The following is a 14,459-nucleotide window of genomic DNA, read 5'->3' as shown; positions in this document are numbered from 1 at the left end:
CGGTCACGCCCGCCCGGCGGCGTCCGCCGCAGCCTCGAGCTCGCCCACGACGATCCGCTGCATCCGGAGCAGCGACTCCGACGCGGCCTGGGCGCGGGCGGGGGTCGGGTCCGACAGCAGCTCGTACAGCCGCTGCGGCACGATCTGCCACGACAGCCCGAAGCGGTCCTTGAGCCAGCCGCACATCGACTCCTCGCCGCCGTCGACGAGCGAGTCCCAGTAGTAGTCGACCTCCGACTGGTCCTTGCAGGTCACGCTGAACGACACCGCCTCCGTGAAGTGCGCGTGCACCGGACCGCCGTTGATGCCACGGAAGGTCAGCCCGTCGAGGTCGAACTCGGCCGCCATCGCGTCCCCGCTGGGCAGCCGGGCCAGGTGGCGTACCGAGGAGCGCGGGAAGATCCGCGTGTAGAACGTCGCCGCCTCCTCGAGGTTGTCGTCGAACCACAGGCAGGGCGAGATGCTGGTCATGGGTTCTCCCTCGGGACGGGTGCGTTGCGGATGAGACCGCCGCTGAGGCGTGGACTCATCGTTGGCGGGTCGTGCGGCCGTCGGGGCACACTCCGGGGATGCCTCCGTCACCGCGCATCGTGATCCGCCCGTACGACGAGCGGTGGCCGGCCGAGTTCGCCGCGGTCGAGCAGCGGCTGCGTGCCGCGCTGGGCGAGGCCGCCCTCCGGGTCGACCACATCGGCTCCACGTCGGTCCCGGGACTCGCGGCGAAGGACGTCATCGACGTCCAGGTCAGCGTCGCCGACCTGGACGACCCTCGGGTGGTGGCCGGCTTCGAGGGTCTCGGCGCCTCGCCCACCGACATCGCGACGGACCACGTCCCGCCCGGCAGCACCGGCGGCCCCGAGGAGTGGGAGAAGCGCTACTTCCGGGCGCCGCCCTCGTGGCGGCCCACGCACCTCCACGTCCGCGCCGAGGGCCGTGCCAACCAGCGCTACGCCCTCCTCTTCCGCGACTACCTGCGCCACTCGGACCCGGCCGCGGACGCCTATGCCCAGGTCAAGACCGCCCTCGCCCGCCTCCACCCTGACGATGCGGACGCCTACTACGACGTCAAGGACCCCGTCTGCGACCTCGTCATGGACGCCGCGGAGCGGTGGGCCGCCGACGTGGGCTGGTCCGTGCCGACACGTTGACGGGTGGCTGGGCGTGCAGATGCCCCGCCGGTGGTGGTCCGGCGGGGTGTGGAGCGGTCAGGGTCGTCGGCGGGACGCGAGGGCTTCGGTGCCGGTGTGGTCGCGGCGGTAGCGGTGGCCGTGGGGTGAGTGCCACAGGTAGGTGCCGCGGTCGAGGACGTCGTAGCTCCAGGCGCCGTGGGTCTTGAGCCGGTGATGTCCTCGGCACAGGGGTGCGCTGTTGCAGGAGCAGGTGGGGCCGCCGTCGTCGTAGGCGATCGCGTGGTCCTTGTCGCAGCGTGGGGCTGGACGGGTGCAATAGGGGAAGACGCAGGTGAGGTCGACGAACTCGTCCTGCTCGACCAGGCGGTCGGGGTGCTCGTAGGCGGCGACGTGGACGTGGTCGGCGAGGTCGAGGACCGGGCGGACGCGCACGATCGTGTCGGGGTTGCCGCACCACTGGCGGATGGTCTCGGCGTTGATCGGGGTCCGGGTGGTCTCGCAGCGTCCGACGTTGGCGGCGGGGTTGCCGAAGACCGTGTCTGCGTGGAGGTGGACGACCAGCTCGACGGTGCGCTTCGTCCTGGGGCGCGGTGCGGTGTGGTCCTCGCCCTCCGAGGTGTTGTCGAAGGGCAGGGGGTCGTAGCCGCGGGCCAGGTCCCCGACGGCCTGGGCGCGGCGCACGTCGAGGGACTCCGTCGACCCGGCGGTCTTGAGGTCCTCCGCGCGCTGCCCCACGGCCAGGTCGAGGTCGTGGGCGTCGCGGGCGTCCAGGGTGCCGGTGACCTCGACGCTGCCGGCGATCGTGACGTCGGCCTTGTGGACGGTGAAGTGGCGCCCGTCGGCCTCTTCGCGGCGGCGCTTCTCGGCGTTCTCGGGGTCGAAGCGCTCGACGGCGGCGTTGATCTGGCGCTCGATCTCGGCGTAGGAGATGCGGTGGGCGTAGGCGCCGATGCGCTCGTCGACGAACGACGCGGCGGCCTGCGACAGGCTCATGGTGTGTTCGGCGATCCACCGGGCCTTCCAGAACGGCAGCCGTCCGCTGTCGACGGCGCCCCAGAGCCGGGGCAGTCGGAAGCGGACCTCGAGAGCGGCGCCGACGTAGCGCTTGGCGGAGTCGGTGGACATGCCCAGCGCGGCTCCGAGCTCCATCACGGCGAACTCGCTCACCCAGGGCGCGCCCGGGCCGGCCAGCGGGATGCCGTGGTCGCCGAACGCGGCGTCGGCCTCCTCGTCGGTGGTGTGCAGGGTGGACCAGTCGATGACCGCGCGCAGGCGTCGGACCTCGGCCGCGGCAGCGGCGTGGGTCTCGTGGCGCATGACCTCGAGGAGGTCGGCGGCGGAGCTGGTCATGGCTCCACTCAAGCACTCGCCACCGACAGTCGAAGCCCTGAACGAGGGCCCAGGAGGCCTTATCCACAAGGGCTGTCGAGAATATCTCGATCTTTTCCGAGGGTGGTTTCGAGGCTCGCTGCGCTCGCACCTCAACCACCGTGGTCGGCCCCGTTGGTTGAGGAGGTTGCGCTAGCAACCGTCTCGAAACCAACCCACCCGACGGCTGGGTGGTTTCGAGGCTCGCTGCGCTCGCACCTCAACCACCGGGGTCGGCCCCGTTGGTTGAGGAGGTTGCGCTAGCAACCGTCTCGAAACCAACCCACCCGACGGCCGGCGGCCCGGCGGCCGGCGACGGCGCGCGACCGTCGCCTACCCCGTCCCGGTAGCTGCGAGAGCGGCGACCACGGTGGCGCCGCAAGCCGAGGAGCCGTTCCCCGAGCAGGCGACAGAGGTGCCGGGGTCTCGACGGGCGCTCCTCGCTGGCGCTCGTCGCTGCTCGACCACCGAGGGTGGTTTCGAGGCTCGCTGCGCTCGCACCTCAACCACCGAGGTCGGCCCCGTTGGTTGAGGAGGTTGCGCTAGCAACCGTCTCGAAACCAACCCACCCGACGCCCGGCCGCCCCGGCGGACCGGCGGACCGGCGGCCCGGCGACGGCGCGCGACCGTCGCCCACCCCGTCCCGGTAGCTGCGAGAGCGGCGACCACGGTGGCGCCGCAAGCCGAGGAACCGTTCCCCGAGCAGGCGGACAGAGGTGCGGGGGTCTCGACGGGCGCTCCTCGCTGGGGCTCGTCGCTGCTCGACCACCGGTGGTGGTTTCGAGGCTCGCTGCGCTCGCAGCTCCACCGTCGCGGGTGTCGGGGAGGGGGGTGCCTAGACTCGCGGCGTGGACTTCTACTCGGCGTACGCACACGGGTTCGCCCGCGTGGCGGCGTGCACGCTGCCGGTGGCGATCGTGGATCCGGCGGTCAATGCGGAGCGGGTGCTGGAGCAGGCGCGGCTGTGCCACGAGGACGGGGTGGCGGTGGCGCTGTTCCCGGAGCTGGGGCTGTCGGGGTACTCCATCGACGACCTGTTCCTGCAGAGCACGCTGCTGGAGGCGGTGGAGACGGCCGTGGCCACGATCGTCGAGGCCTCCACCGAGCTGCTGCCGGTGATCGTGGTCGGGGCGCCGCTGGTGCACGGCACGCGGGTGATGAACTGCGCGGTCGTCATCCACCGTGGGCGGGTGCTGGGCGTGGCGCCCAAGAGCTACCTGCCGACGTACCGGGAGTTCTACGAGCGCCGGTGGTTCGCGCCGGGCGACGACACCCGCGGCAGCACGATCGTCCTGAACGGCGAGACGGTGCCGTTCGGGCCCGACCTGATCTTCACCGCGACCGACGTGCGCGGGCTCGAGGTGCACGTCGAGATCTGCGAGGACTTCTGGGTCCCCATCCCCCCGAGCTCCGAGGCCGCGCTCGCGGGGGCCACGGTGCTGCTCAACCTCTCGGGCAGCCCGATCACGGTGGCCCGCGCCGAGGACCGCCGCCTGCTGGTGCGCAGCCAGAGCGCCCGCTGCTCGGCGGCCTACCTCTACGCCGCCGCCGGCCAGGGCGAGTCGACGACCGACCTGTCGTGGGACGGCCAGACGATGGTCTACGAGTGCGGCGACCTGCTGGCGGAGAGCGAGCGCTTCCCCGACGAGGCGCGGCGCTCGGTCGCTGACGTCGACCTCGACCGCATCCGCCAGGAGCGGATGCGGCAGGGCACGGTCGACGACAACCGGCGCACCTACGACGACCGGGTCCGGGAGTTCCGCCGGATCCCCTTCGAGCTGAAGCCGCCGACGGGCGACCTCGGGTTGCGCCGCAAGGTCGACCGGTTCCCGTTCGTGCCCGACGACCCGTCCCGCCTCGCGCAGGACTGCTACGAGGCCTACAGCATCCAGGTCTCGGGCCTCGAGCAGCGCATCCAGGCCATCGGTGACACCAAGCCGGTCATCGGCGTCAGCGGCGGTCTCGACTCCACCCACGCGCTCATCGTCATCGCGCGCGCCATGGACCGCCTCGGCCGCCCGCGCAGCGACATCCAGGCGATCACGATGCCGGGCTTCGCGACCGGCGACACGAGCAAGTCGTACGCCACCCGGCTGGCGCAGAGCCTCGGCGTGACGTTCGAGGAGCTCGACATCCGCCCCGCCGCCACGCAGATGCTGGCCGACATCGACCACCCGTTCGCCGACGGCGAGCCGGTCTACGACGTGACGTTCGAGAACGTCCAGGCCGGGCTGCGCTACGACTACCTGTTCCGCATCGCCAACCACCGCCGCGGGATCGTGGTCGGCACCGGCGACCTCTCCGAGCTCGCGCTGGGCTGGTGCACCTACGGCGTGGGCGACCAGATGTCGCACTACAACGTCAACGCCGGCGTGCCCAAGACCCTCGTCCAGCACCTGATCCGCTGGGTCGCCGACTCCGACCAGTTCGACGAGGAGACCAACGAGCTGCTCCGCGGCATCCTCGAGCAGGAGATCACCCCCGAGCTGGTCCCCACCGTCGAGGGCACCAAGCCGCAGGCCACCGAGGACACCGTCGGCCCCTACGCGCTGCAGGACTTCACGCTCTTCCACACCGTCCGCCACGGCCAGCGGCCCAGCAAGATCGCGTTCCTCGCGTGGCACGCGTGGCGCGATGCGGGCGAAGGGGAGTGGCCGCCGGGCTTCCCCGACGAGCGCCGGGTGGAGTACGACCTCGCGACGATCAGGTCGTGGCTCGTGGTCTTCACCAAGCGCTTCTTCCTCAGCCAGTTCAAGCGGTCCGCGCTGCCCAACGGTCCCAAGGTCAGCGCCGGCGGGACGATGTCGCCGCGCGGCGACTGGCGGATGCCGTCGGACGCCAAGCCCGACGCCTGGCTGGCCGAGATCGAGGCCAACATCCCGACATAGGCCGGCCTTTGCCTGGTCTTAGCAGCGACATGGTTCGCCGTTAGCGGCGTGCTTGCGAGTCTCCTCCTGTCATCAAGGAACCGACAGAGGAGACATCATGAAGAGGACAGTCCTGATCGTGCTCGCCGCGATCGTGCTGGTGCTCATCGGGGGCGGCGCCTGGGCGCTGACCCGCGGCGACGACGAGACCGTCGAGCGCGGCACGTGCGGCGCGACGTCGTACGAGCTCAGCGTCGAGAAGGACGACGAGGGCCTCGAGGTCGCCTACGAGCTCCAGTCGGGCGCGCCCGACGAGACCTGGAGCGTCGTCGTGGAGCAGGGCGACAGCACGCTGCTCGAGGGGGAGCGCCGCACCGACGAGGACGCCGAGCTCGACCTCGACGTCGTCGCCAAGGAGAGCGGCTCCGACACCTTCACCGTCACGGCCACCCCGGCCGAGGGCGAGCCCTGCACCGCCACCCTCACCCGCTGACCCACCCCGCCACGCACCCACGTCCACCCCCACCTCCAGGAGTCCCCATGCTGAAGCGCACCACCGCCCTGATCGCCGGCAGCGCCCTGCTCGCCGTCCCCGCCGTCACCCTCGTGGCCGCCCCCGCCAGCGCCGACGTCGAGCGCAGCGGCGCCTGCGGCGGCGGCCGCTACGAGCTCTCCGTCGACCGCGAGGGCGCCGGGTGGGAGGTCAACGCCGACCTCGACCGCGTGGCGCCCGGGTCGCGCTGGAGGGTCGTGCTCAAGCACGACGGCAGGACGTTCTACTCGAAGGTCCGCACCGCCGACCGCGAGGGCGACCTCGACGTCGAGCGCTTCCGTCGCGACACCGCAGGCAAGGACTCGTTCCGCCTCGTGGCCAAGCGCGTCAACGGCACGGCGACGTGCGCCCGCACCATCACCGTCGGCTGACCGTCGGCCGCTAGGGAGCGCCGAGCTCGACCACGACGCGCGCCCCGCCGTACGACGACCGCGACAGCGACAGACCGCCACCGGACTCGGTGGCGGTCTTGTCGACGATGGCGAGCCCCAGCCCGGTCGAGCCCGCACCGGACGTGCCGCGACCGGCGACGTCCAGGTCGCCGGGCAGCCCGGGCCCGCCGTCCTCGACGGTGAGGACGACGCCGCCACCAGGACGGGCCGCGACGGCGACCCGCACCGGTGCGCCGTCCGGGGTGTGGGAGAAGACGTTGTCGAGCAGCACGTCGGCCACCGCCGAGAGATCCTCCTCGGAGGCGCGCACCGGGGTGGGGGAGTCGGCGGTGATCTCGACGGTGAGCTCTCGGTCCTGGTCCTCCGCCAGCGGCTGCCAGAAGCCGGCCCGCTCGCGCAGCACGGCGACCGCGTCGCACTCGGGGACCAGCCCCTCGCGCTCCGAGCGCCGGGCCTCGCGCACCACGTGGTCGACCATCTGCTCCAGCTCGTCGAGGTCGGCGCCCAGGCGGGCGCGCGCCTCGGCGTCGTCCACCCCGTCGACGCGCAGCCGCAGCGCCGTGATCGGGGTGCGCAGCCGGTGGGAGAGGTCCGCGACGCCCGCACGCTCGCGCTCCAGCAGGACCTCGATGCGCTCGACCAGCCGGGTCATGGCCTGGGCGAGCTCGCGGACCTCCGGGGGGCCTTCGGTCACCAGGGGTGCCGGTCGGCGGCGGTCGCCGAGCTGCTGCGCGTAGGTCGCCAGCCCGCGGATCGGCACGACGAACGAGCGCCCCAGGCGGTCGGCCAGGAGCAGGGCGCCGGCGAGCAGCACGATGCCGAGCGCCAGCAGCACCAGCCAGCTGCGGGCGACGGTCGACTGCAGCCCCGGCTGCGCCACCACCACCCGGATGACCGGGGTCCGCTCGGGCGCGGCCGAGCTCCCGCTGAGCGAGACCGGAACGAGGAACTCGGCGCCGCCGTCGACGTCGTCGACCCGCGCCTGGCCGGTGGCCCGTGCCTGGATGACGCGGGAGTCCTGGCCGGGGTCGGGGCCCACGTCCTGGCCGTCGGGGTGCACCTCGTCGGGCGGGTAGAGCACGGTCGTCCGGGTGTCGGGGTCCTCGTTGATGCTCTCGAGGTAGAGCGACACGGCACCGCGGTCCTGCCCGGAGACGACCGACTCGGTCGCCTGCACCTCCAGCGCGGCCCGCGACAGCCGGTCCTCGAGCGCGTAGTCGCGCAGGAGCACCGCCATCGGCACGAGCATCGCCAGCAGCACCATCGTGACGGCGGCGGCGACCGTGAGGATCAGGCTGCGCCGCACGTCAGGTCTCGTCGGGGGCGGTCAGGCGGACGCCGACGCCACGCACGGTGTGCAGGTAGCGCGGCTCCGAGGCCGACTCGCCCAGCTTGCGGCGCAGCCACGACAGGTGCACGTCGACGGTCTTGTCGGAGCCGCCCCACGCCTGGTGCCACACGTCGGTGAGGAGCTCCCGCTTGGTGACGACCTCGCCCGCGCGCTCCGCGAGGTGGCGCAGCAGGTCGAACTCGCGCGGGCTCAGGTCGAGCTCGCGCCCGTCCAGCGCGGTGCGCCGGGCCGCGACGTCGATCTCGAGCTCGCCGACGACCAGGTTGGTGCGTGGGGTGCGCGCCCCGGACCCCACCCGTCGCATGACCGCACGGATCCGGGCCTCGAGCTGGGCGGTCGTGTAGGGCTTGACCACGTAGTCGTCGGCGCCGGCGTCGAGGCAGCTCACCAGCGACGGGTCGTCGTCGCGGGCGCTGGCCACGATGACCGGCACGTCGCTCACGGCGCGCAGCATCGAGAGCACCTGGGTGCCGTCCACGTCGGGCAGCCCGAGGTCGAGGATGACCAGGTCGGGCCGGTTCTCGACGGCCATCGACAGCCCCAGCATCCCGGTGGCGGCCGACGAGACGGCGTACCCGCGCTCGTCGAGCGCGCGCATCAGCAGCGGCCGGATGCGCGCGTCGTCCTCGATGATCAGCACCTGCGCCACGCGTCGAACCTAGCCCAGTGCCGTGCCGGTCCCCGCCGCCTTAGCACTCCCTTAACCGTGGCTTGGTGACCTCGCAGCACCGGGGCGGGCACGATGGGGCCATGAGCGACGAGCGCAGGACCTCGCGCGCCTGGGGGTACGCCGCCGGGTGGCTGGTCGCGGCCGTGCTGGCCGTGGCGGTCGGCGTGCTGGCCGTCTCGTCGCTGGGGGCGAGCATCCGCGACCGCGGCCCGGTGGTCACCGAGGCGGCCCGCGACGCCCAGGTCGACAGCGAGGGGCAGCTCACCCCCGCCGCGGACGCGACCGCGGTGCGCAAGACCTTCCAGGACGACTTCGGCAGCTTCGTCGTCGAGTGCCGTGACGCCGTCGCCTACGGCGTGAGCGTGGAGCCGGCCACCGGCTGGCGCACCGTCAGCTACGACAGCGGCCCCGACGACGACGTCGACGCGGTGCTGGCGCGCCAGGCCGAGTCGGTCGAGATCGAGGTCTTCTGCAACCGCGGCCGTCCCGCGATCGGCGAGGTCGAGCGCAACACCCTCCCCGAGGACGACTGACCTGGTGCAGGGCGGGGGCGTGCTGCCCCTACGCTGGGCGCATGGGCAAGCAAGAGGACTTCGTACTCCGCGCTCTCGAGGAGCGTGACGTCCGCTTCGTGCGGCTGTGGTTCACCGACGTGCTGGGCTCGCTGAAGTCGGTGGCGGTCGCCCCGGCCGAGCTCGAGGGCGCCTTCGACGAGGGCATCGGCTTCGACGGCTCCGCCATCGAGGGCTTCGCGCGCGTCTACGAGTCCGACATGCTCGCCAAGCCCGACCCCTCGACGTTCCAGATCCTGCCGTGGCGCGAGGGCGACGGCCCGTCGACGGCCCGCATGTTCTGCGACATCGTGATGCCCGACGGCGCCCCGTCGTACGCCGATCCGCGCAACGTGCTGAAGCGCACGCTCAGCAAGGCGGCCGACAAGGGGTTCACCTTCTACACGCACCCCGAGATCGAGTTCTACCTCTTCAAGGACAGCCCCGAGCCGGGGGCCGAGCCGGTGCCGGTCGACCGCAGCGGCTACTTCGACCACACCGCCCAGTCGCGCGGCGCCGACTTCCGCCGCGAGGCGATCTCGATGCTGGAGTCGATGGGCATCTCGGTGGAGTTCAGCCACCACGAGCACGGCCCGGGCCAGCAGGAGATCGACCTGCGCTACGCCGACGCGCTCACCACCGCCGACAACGTGATGACGTTCCGCACCGTCATCCGTGAGGTCGCGCTGAGCCAGGGCGTCTGGGCGACGTTCATGCCCAAGCCGTTCACGACCCACCCCGGCTCCGGCATGCACACCCACGTCTCGCTCTTCGAGGGCGACGAGAACGCCTTCTACGAGGCGGGCGCGGAGTACCAGCTGTCCCGCACCGGGCGCCAGTTCATCGCCGGCATCCTCACCCACGCCCGCGAGATCAGCGTCGTGACCAACCAGTGGGTCAACAGCTACAAGCGGATGATGTTCGGCAGCGAGGCGCCCTCCTACATCTGCTGGGGCCACAACAACCGCTCGGCCATGGTCCGGGTGCCGATGTACAAGCCGCTGAAGGGCCAGTCGACGCGCGTCGAGCTGCGCACGCTCGACGCCGCCTGCAACCCCTACCTCGCCTACGCCGTGGTGCTCGCCGCCGGCATGAAGGGCATCGAGAACGGCTACGAGCTGCCCCGCGAGGCCGAGGACGACGTCTGGCAGCTCACCGAGCGCGAGCGCACCAGCCTGGGCATCGAGCCGCTGCCCACGAGCCTGCAGAGCGCGATCGCGATCGCCGAGGACTCCGAGCTGCTGGCCGAGACGCTGGGGGAGCAGGTCTTCGACTTCTTCCTCAAGAACAAGCGCGCCGAGTGGGACGAGTACCGCGGCCAGGTCTCGACGTTCGAGCGCGACCAGATGCTCCCGGTGATCTGACCGTCGGGCCCGCCATGACGTCGGTCCTGGTCGTGCAGCACGAGGACGAGTGCCCTCCGGCGCTCGTCGGCGACTGGCTGCGCGACGCCGGGTGCACCCTGCACGTCGCGCGTCCCTACGCCGGCGAAGGGCTGCCCGACCCGGCGGCGTACGACGGGCTGCTGGTGCTCGGCGGGCCGCAGTCGGCCGAGGACGACTCGGTGGCGTGGTTCGGCCCGCTCAAGGACCGGTTGCGCGAGGCGCGTGACACCAGCCTCCCCACGCTCGGCATCTGCCTCGGTCACCAGCTCGTGGCCTCCGCCCTGGGCGGGCGCGTCGGGCGCAACCCGCGCGGGCAGCAGCTCGGGCTGCTGGAGGTGGGCTGGACGCCCGCGGCCGCGGCGGACCCGCTGACGTCGTCCGTGGCCTCGTGGCGCCGCGGCGTGCACTGGAACGACGACGTCGTCACCGAGCTGCCCGACGGCGCGGTCGTGCTGGCCGAGGCGCCGGCCGGCGAGCTCCAGGCGGCGCGCTTCGCCCCGCGGATGTGGGGCGTGCAGCTGCACCCCGAGGTCGACGCCGCCACGCTGCGCCCCTGGGCCGACGACGACCGGGAGGCCCACGTCCTGCGGGGCGTCGACCACGAGGCGCTGCTCGCCTCCGTCGAGGACGCCGCCGAGGAGCTGAGCGCGTCGTGGCGACCTCTGGCGACGGCCTTCGCCGAGATCGTGGCGGGCACCCGGTGATCCGCGCCGCGACCACGAAGGGCAGCCTGCTGCGCCTGGGGTTCGCCGACACCGACACCGCGCTGAGCCACCTGCAGGAGCTCGGCGGGGCCGCCGACCCGCTGCTCGCCATGATCGGACGCACCGCCGACCCCGACATCGCGCTGCACGAGCTGGTCCGGCTGCGCGAGGTCGTGGCGGAGCCGGCCGAGTTGCTCGACGAGCTGGTCGACGACGAGGGCACGGCCATGAGGCTGCTGTCCGTCCTGGGCGCGAGCACGGCCCTGGCCGACCACCTGGTGCGCCATCCCGAGCACTGGCGCGAGCTGACCGACCCGACGCTGGGCTCGACCCGACCGGCGGCGTTCGCCGTGCGCGCGGGTCTGCTGGAGGCGGTGGGCGCCGACCCGCACGACGATCACCCGACGGCCACGCTGCCCGACGCCGAGGCGGTCGACGCCCTGCGCGTGGAGTACCGCCGGGTGCTGCTGCGCCTGGCCTCGCGCGACCTCTCGCACGACGTCGGTATCGACGACGCCGCGGCCGAGCTGTCCGACCTGGCGGCCGGCACCCTCGAGGCCGGTCTCGCGATCGCGCGCCAGCGGGTGGGGGAGCCGGCGGCGCTGGCCCGCCTCGCGGTCATCGCGATGGGCAAGCTCGGCGGCCACGAGCTCAACTACGTCTCCGACGTCGACGTGATCTTCGTCTACGAGCCCGTGGAGGGCGCCGCCGAGCAGCCCGCCCTGCGCGCCGCGACCCAGCTGGCCAGCCAGATGATCCGGGTCTGCTCCGACCACACGGGTGAGGGCACGATCTGGCCGGTCGACGCCGCCCTGCGACCCGAGGGCAAGGCCGGCCCGCTGGTGCGCACCCTGGCGAGCCACCGCGGCTACTACGAGCGGTGGGCCAAGACCTGGGAGTTCCAGGCACTGCTCAAGGCCCGCCCGGTGGCGGGCGACCTCGCGCTGGGGCGCGAGTACGTCGAGATGGTGGCGCCGATGGTCTGGAGCGCCGCCGAGCGCGACGGCTTCGTCAGTGACGCCCAGGCGATGCGCCGCCGCGTCATCGAGCACATCCCGGCGCGCGAGGCCGACCGCCAGCTCAAGCTCGGCTCCGGCGGGCTGCGCGACGTGGAGTTCGCGGTCCAGCTGCTGCAGCTCGTGCACGGGCGCATGGACGAGGCGATCCGGCCGGCCACGACGCTCAGCGCGCTCGCCCAGCTCACCGCCCGCGGCTACGTCGGCCGCGAGGACGGCGAGGCGCTGCACGAGGCCTACTCGTTCCTGCGGACCCTCGAGCACCGCATCCAGCTCTTCCAGCTGCGTCGCATCCACGTGGTCCCCTCCGACGAGCCGTCGTTGCGCCGCCTGGGGCGCAGCATGCGGTTCCTCAAGGAGCCGGTCGTGGCGCTCGACCGCGCCTGGCAGCACCACCGGCGCGAGGTGCGGCGCCTGCACGAGAAGCTCTTCTACCGCCCGCTGTTGACCGCGGTGGCGAGCATCCCCGGGTCCGAGGCGCGGCTGTCCTCGGAGGCGGCCGGCGCGCGGCTCGCGGCGCTGGGCTACGCCGACCCGCAGGCCGCGCTGCGCCACCTCGAGGCCCTCACCAGCGGCGTCTCGCGCACGGCGACCATCCAGCGCGCGATCCTGCCGGCGATGCTGGACTGGTTCGCGGAGGGACCGGACCCCGACGCCGGCCTGTTCGGCTTCCGCCGCATCAGCGAGACCCTCGGCCGCACGCCGTGGTACCTCAAGACCCTGCGCGACGAGGGCCAGGTCGCGGAGCGGCTGGCCCACCTGCTCTCGTCGTCGCGCTACGTCACCAGCCTGCTGGAGCGCGAGCCGCTCGGCGTGCAGATGCTGGGCGAGGACCTCACGCCGCTGTCCGCCGAGCCCGTCGCGCAGGAGATGCTCGCGGCCGCCGGACGGCACGACGACCTCGAGAAGGCCGTGCGCGGCATCCGCGCCGTACGCCGCCGCGAGCTCTACCGGATCGCCGCCGGGGACGCGCTCGGCCTCACCGACGTGGCCGACGTCGGGCAGGGGCTCTCGCGCCTGACCGACGCCACGCTCCAGGCCACGCTGCACGTCGCCGCGCGGACCGTGCGCGAGCAGCGCTCCCTGGAGGAGACGCCGACCCGGATCGCGATCATCGCGATGGGGCGCTACGGCGGCTTCGAGCTCTCCTACTCCAGCGACGCCGACGTGCTCTTCGTGCACGAGCCCGTGGAGGGCGCCGACCTGCAGCAGGCGACGTCGTACGCGCAGGCCGTCGCCAACGAGATCCGGCGCCTGCTCGCGCTGCCCGGCGGGGACCCGCCGCTCCAGGTGGACGCCGACCTGCGCCCCGAGGGCAAGCAGGGGGCGCTCGTGCGCACCCTCGACTCCTACGCCGCCTACTACGCGAAGTGGTCGAAGGTGTGGGAGGCCCAGGCGCTGCTGCGGGCCGACGCCGTGGTGGGCGACGAGGACGTCCGGCGCCGCTTCGTCGAGCTCATCGACCCGCTGCGCTTCCCCGAGGACGGGCTCTCCGACGACGACGTCGTCGAGGTGCGACGGATCAAGGCGCGCGTCGACAAGGAGCGCCTGCCGCGCGGCGCCGACCCGCAGCTGCACCTCAAGCTCGGGCGCGGCGGCCTCGCGGACATCGAGTGGACGGTGCAGCTGCTCCAGATGCAGCACGCCGGACGCGTCCCGGGGCTGCGCACCCCGCAGACCCTGGGGGCCCTCGCGGGCGCCGCCGAGGCCGGGCTCATCTCCGAGGACGACGCCGAGGTCCTCGCCCTCGGCTGGCGCACCGTCAGCCGGGTGCGCAACGCGGTGACGCTGGTGCGGGGGCAGGCGGCCGACGAGCTGCCGCGCGACGCGCGCCAGCGCGCGGCCGTGGCGAGCGTCCTGGGCTACCCGCCCGGCGCCACCGACGAGATGGTCAACGACTACCTGCGACGGATGCGGCGGGCCCGGGGCGTGGTCGAGCGCGTGTTCTGGGGCTGAGCCGAACACGCCATCCGTCCGAGTTTGTGAGAGAATCCATGAAGAGCCGGGACGCGACCGACTGCCCCCCAGGGGTCGCGTCCTGGCTCGTTCGGCTTCCGGCCCCGTCGCGGCCCCTCTAGGGGCCTCTCACCTGCGCTGATGCGTCCGGTACGCCGCGACGCGCGCCCCGCTCCAGGCCTGCGAGTGGCAGTCCGCCCCCGGGATTGCGGGCTGGCTGTGGAACGTCCGAGACGAGGCCGAGCGGTGGCGCGCGTGCTTCCTCACGGTGCCCGTTGGGTGGCTCGTCAAACCTCCCGGGTGACGGTGGTCACGGGGCCGCTCGCAAGCCTTGATGGTTGCTTGAGGAAACGTGCGGCTTTGCCTGGGGGCGGCTTGATCTGAGGGCGGCAGAGTTCTGGTCATCAGCACGACGGCCACCACGGCCACCACCCGGACCAGAGAGAAGCCCCCCATGAAGAAGACCGCCCTCAAGGCCAGCTCCACCAAGATCCTCGCCTCCGTCGTCCTCGTCGC

At 72.8% G+C, this 14,459-nt stretch carries 12 protein-coding genes; 8 read left to right on the top strand and 4 right to left on the bottom strand.

Annotation, left to right across the window (positions count from 1 at the left end; translation table 11 throughout):
- Positions 1-3 precede the first annotated feature (3 nt).
- Positions 4-471, bottom strand: a complete 468-nt coding sequence (locus tag IRQ30_RS12030) for a VOC family protein (protein WP_193613088.1) — start codon at positions 469-471, stop codon at positions 4-6.
- A 98-nt stretch (positions 472-569) separates the two neighbouring features.
- Here IRQ30_RS12030 and IRQ30_RS12025 point away from each other — a divergent pair, with 98 nt between their 5' ends.
- A complete protein-coding gene (locus IRQ30_RS12025) occupies positions 570-1,148 on the top strand; it encodes a GrpB family protein (protein ID WP_193613087.1) in 579 nt (192 codons plus the stop codon).
- A gap of 57 nt (positions 1,149-1,205) precedes the next feature.
- Here IRQ30_RS12025 and IRQ30_RS12020 read toward each other — a convergent pair whose 3' ends face one another.
- Positions 1,206-2,480, bottom strand: coding sequence for an HNH endonuclease signature motif containing protein (locus IRQ30_RS12020; RefSeq protein ID WP_193613086.1), 1,275 nt, complete (start codon positions 2,478-2,480; stop codon positions 1,206-1,208).
- Between the two features lie 866 nt (positions 2,481-3,346).
- Here IRQ30_RS12020 and IRQ30_RS12015 point away from each other — a divergent pair.
- The 3 genes from IRQ30_RS12015 (at position 3,347) to IRQ30_RS12005 (ending at position 6,289) form a co-directional block, all read left to right on the top strand.
- A complete protein-coding gene (locus IRQ30_RS12015) occupies positions 3,347-5,386 on the top strand; it encodes an NAD(+) synthase (protein WP_193613085.1) in 2,040 nt (679 codons plus the stop codon).
- Between the two features lie 97 nt (positions 5,387-5,483).
- Entirely contained in the window at positions 5,484-5,858 is a 375-nt protein-coding gene (locus tag IRQ30_RS12010; protein WP_193613084.1) for a hypothetical protein, read from the top strand.
- A gap of 47 nt (positions 5,859-5,905) precedes the next feature.
- The gene (locus IRQ30_RS12005) at positions 5,906-6,289 is read left to right on the top strand and encodes a hypothetical protein (protein WP_193613083.1); all 384 of its coding nucleotides are present in this window, start codon (positions 5,906-5,908) and stop codon (positions 6,287-6,289) included.
- A gap of 10 nt (positions 6,290-6,299) precedes the next feature.
- Here the strand turns inward: IRQ30_RS12005 and IRQ30_RS12000 are convergent, their stop codons facing one another.
- Together IRQ30_RS12000 and IRQ30_RS11995 are read right to left on the bottom strand one after the other, a co-directional pair.
- The gene (locus IRQ30_RS12000; protein WP_193613082.1) at positions 6,300-7,616 is read right to left on the bottom strand and encodes an ATP-binding protein; all 1,317 of its coding nucleotides are present in this window, start codon (positions 7,614-7,616) and stop codon (positions 6,300-6,302) included.
- A 1-nt stretch (position 7,617) separates the two neighbouring features.
- Positions 7,618-8,310: a response regulator gene (locus IRQ30_RS11995; RefSeq protein ID WP_193613081.1), complete on the bottom strand. Its 693-nt coding sequence runs from the start codon at positions 8,308-8,310 to the stop codon at positions 7,618-7,620.
- A gap of 101 nt (positions 8,311-8,411) precedes the next feature.
- Here IRQ30_RS11995 and IRQ30_RS11990 point away from each other — a divergent pair, with 101 nt between their 5' ends.
- Genes IRQ30_RS11990 through IRQ30_RS11975 form a run of 4 tightly spaced genes read left to right on the top strand, consistent with a single transcriptional unit; the run spans position 8,412 to position 13,943 of the window.
- The gene (locus IRQ30_RS11990) at positions 8,412-8,864 is read left to right on the top strand and encodes a hypothetical protein (RefSeq protein ID WP_193609844.1); all 453 of its coding nucleotides are present in this window, start codon (positions 8,412-8,414) and stop codon (positions 8,862-8,864) included.
- 41 nt (positions 8,865-8,905) lie between these two features.
- Positions 8,906-10,246, top strand: a complete 1,341-nt coding sequence (glnA, locus tag IRQ30_RS11985) for a type I glutamate--ammonia ligase (RefSeq protein WP_193609843.1) — start codon at positions 8,906-8,908, stop codon at positions 10,244-10,246.
- Between the two features lie 14 nt (positions 10,247-10,260).
- The gene (locus IRQ30_RS11980; RefSeq protein ID WP_193613080.1) at positions 10,261-10,971 is read left to right on the top strand and encodes a type 1 glutamine amidotransferase; all 711 of its coding nucleotides are present in this window, start codon (positions 10,261-10,263) and stop codon (positions 10,969-10,971) included.
- Positions 10,968-13,943: a bifunctional [glutamine synthetase] adenylyltransferase/[glutamine synthetase]-adenylyl-L-tyrosine phosphorylase gene (locus IRQ30_RS11975; RefSeq protein WP_193613189.1), complete on the top strand. Its 2,976-nt coding sequence runs from the start codon at positions 10,968-10,970 to the stop codon at positions 13,941-13,943. The genes IRQ30_RS11980 and IRQ30_RS11975 overlap by 4 nt, the downstream gene beginning before the upstream one ends.
- Positions 13,944-14,459: the final 516 nt, after the last annotated feature.

It is taken from the genome of Nocardioides lijunqiniae (genome assembly GCF_015024225.1).
In the GTDB taxonomy this organism is placed as follows: domain Bacteria; phylum Actinomycetota; class Actinomycetes; order Propionibacteriales; family Nocardioidaceae; genus Nocardioides; species Nocardioides lijunqiniae.
This window is presented reverse-complemented; position numbering and strand designations above follow the sequence as displayed.

Coding starts and splice junctions, on each gene's coding strand:
- IRQ30_RS12025 (WP_193613087.1), top strand. CDS start 570: ATGCCTCCGTCACCGCGCATCGTGATCCGCCCGTACGACGAGCGGTGG.
- IRQ30_RS11990 (WP_193609844.1), top strand. CDS start 8,412: ATGAGCGACGAGCGCAGGACCTCGCGCGCCTGGGGGTACGCCGCCGGG.
- IRQ30_RS12005 (WP_193613083.1), top strand. CDS start 5,906: ATGCTGAAGCGCACCACCGCCCTGATCGCCGGCAGCGCCCTGCTCGCC.
- IRQ30_RS11980 (WP_193613080.1), top strand. CDS start 10,261: ATGACGTCGGTCCTGGTCGTGCAGCACGAGGACGAGTGCCCTCCGGCG.
- IRQ30_RS12020 (WP_193613086.1), bottom strand. CDS start 2,480: ATGACCAGCTCCGCCGCCGACCTCCTCGAGGTCATGCGCCACGAGACC.
- IRQ30_RS12030 (WP_193613088.1), bottom strand. CDS start 471: ATGACCAGCATCTCGCCCTGCCTGTGGTTCGACGACAACCTCGAGGAG.
- glnA (WP_193609843.1), top strand. CDS start 8,906: ATGGGCAAGCAAGAGGACTTCGTACTCCGCGCTCTCGAGGAGCGTGAC.
- IRQ30_RS12010 (WP_193613084.1), top strand. CDS start 5,484: ATGAAGAGGACAGTCCTGATCGTGCTCGCCGCGATCGTGCTGGTGCTC.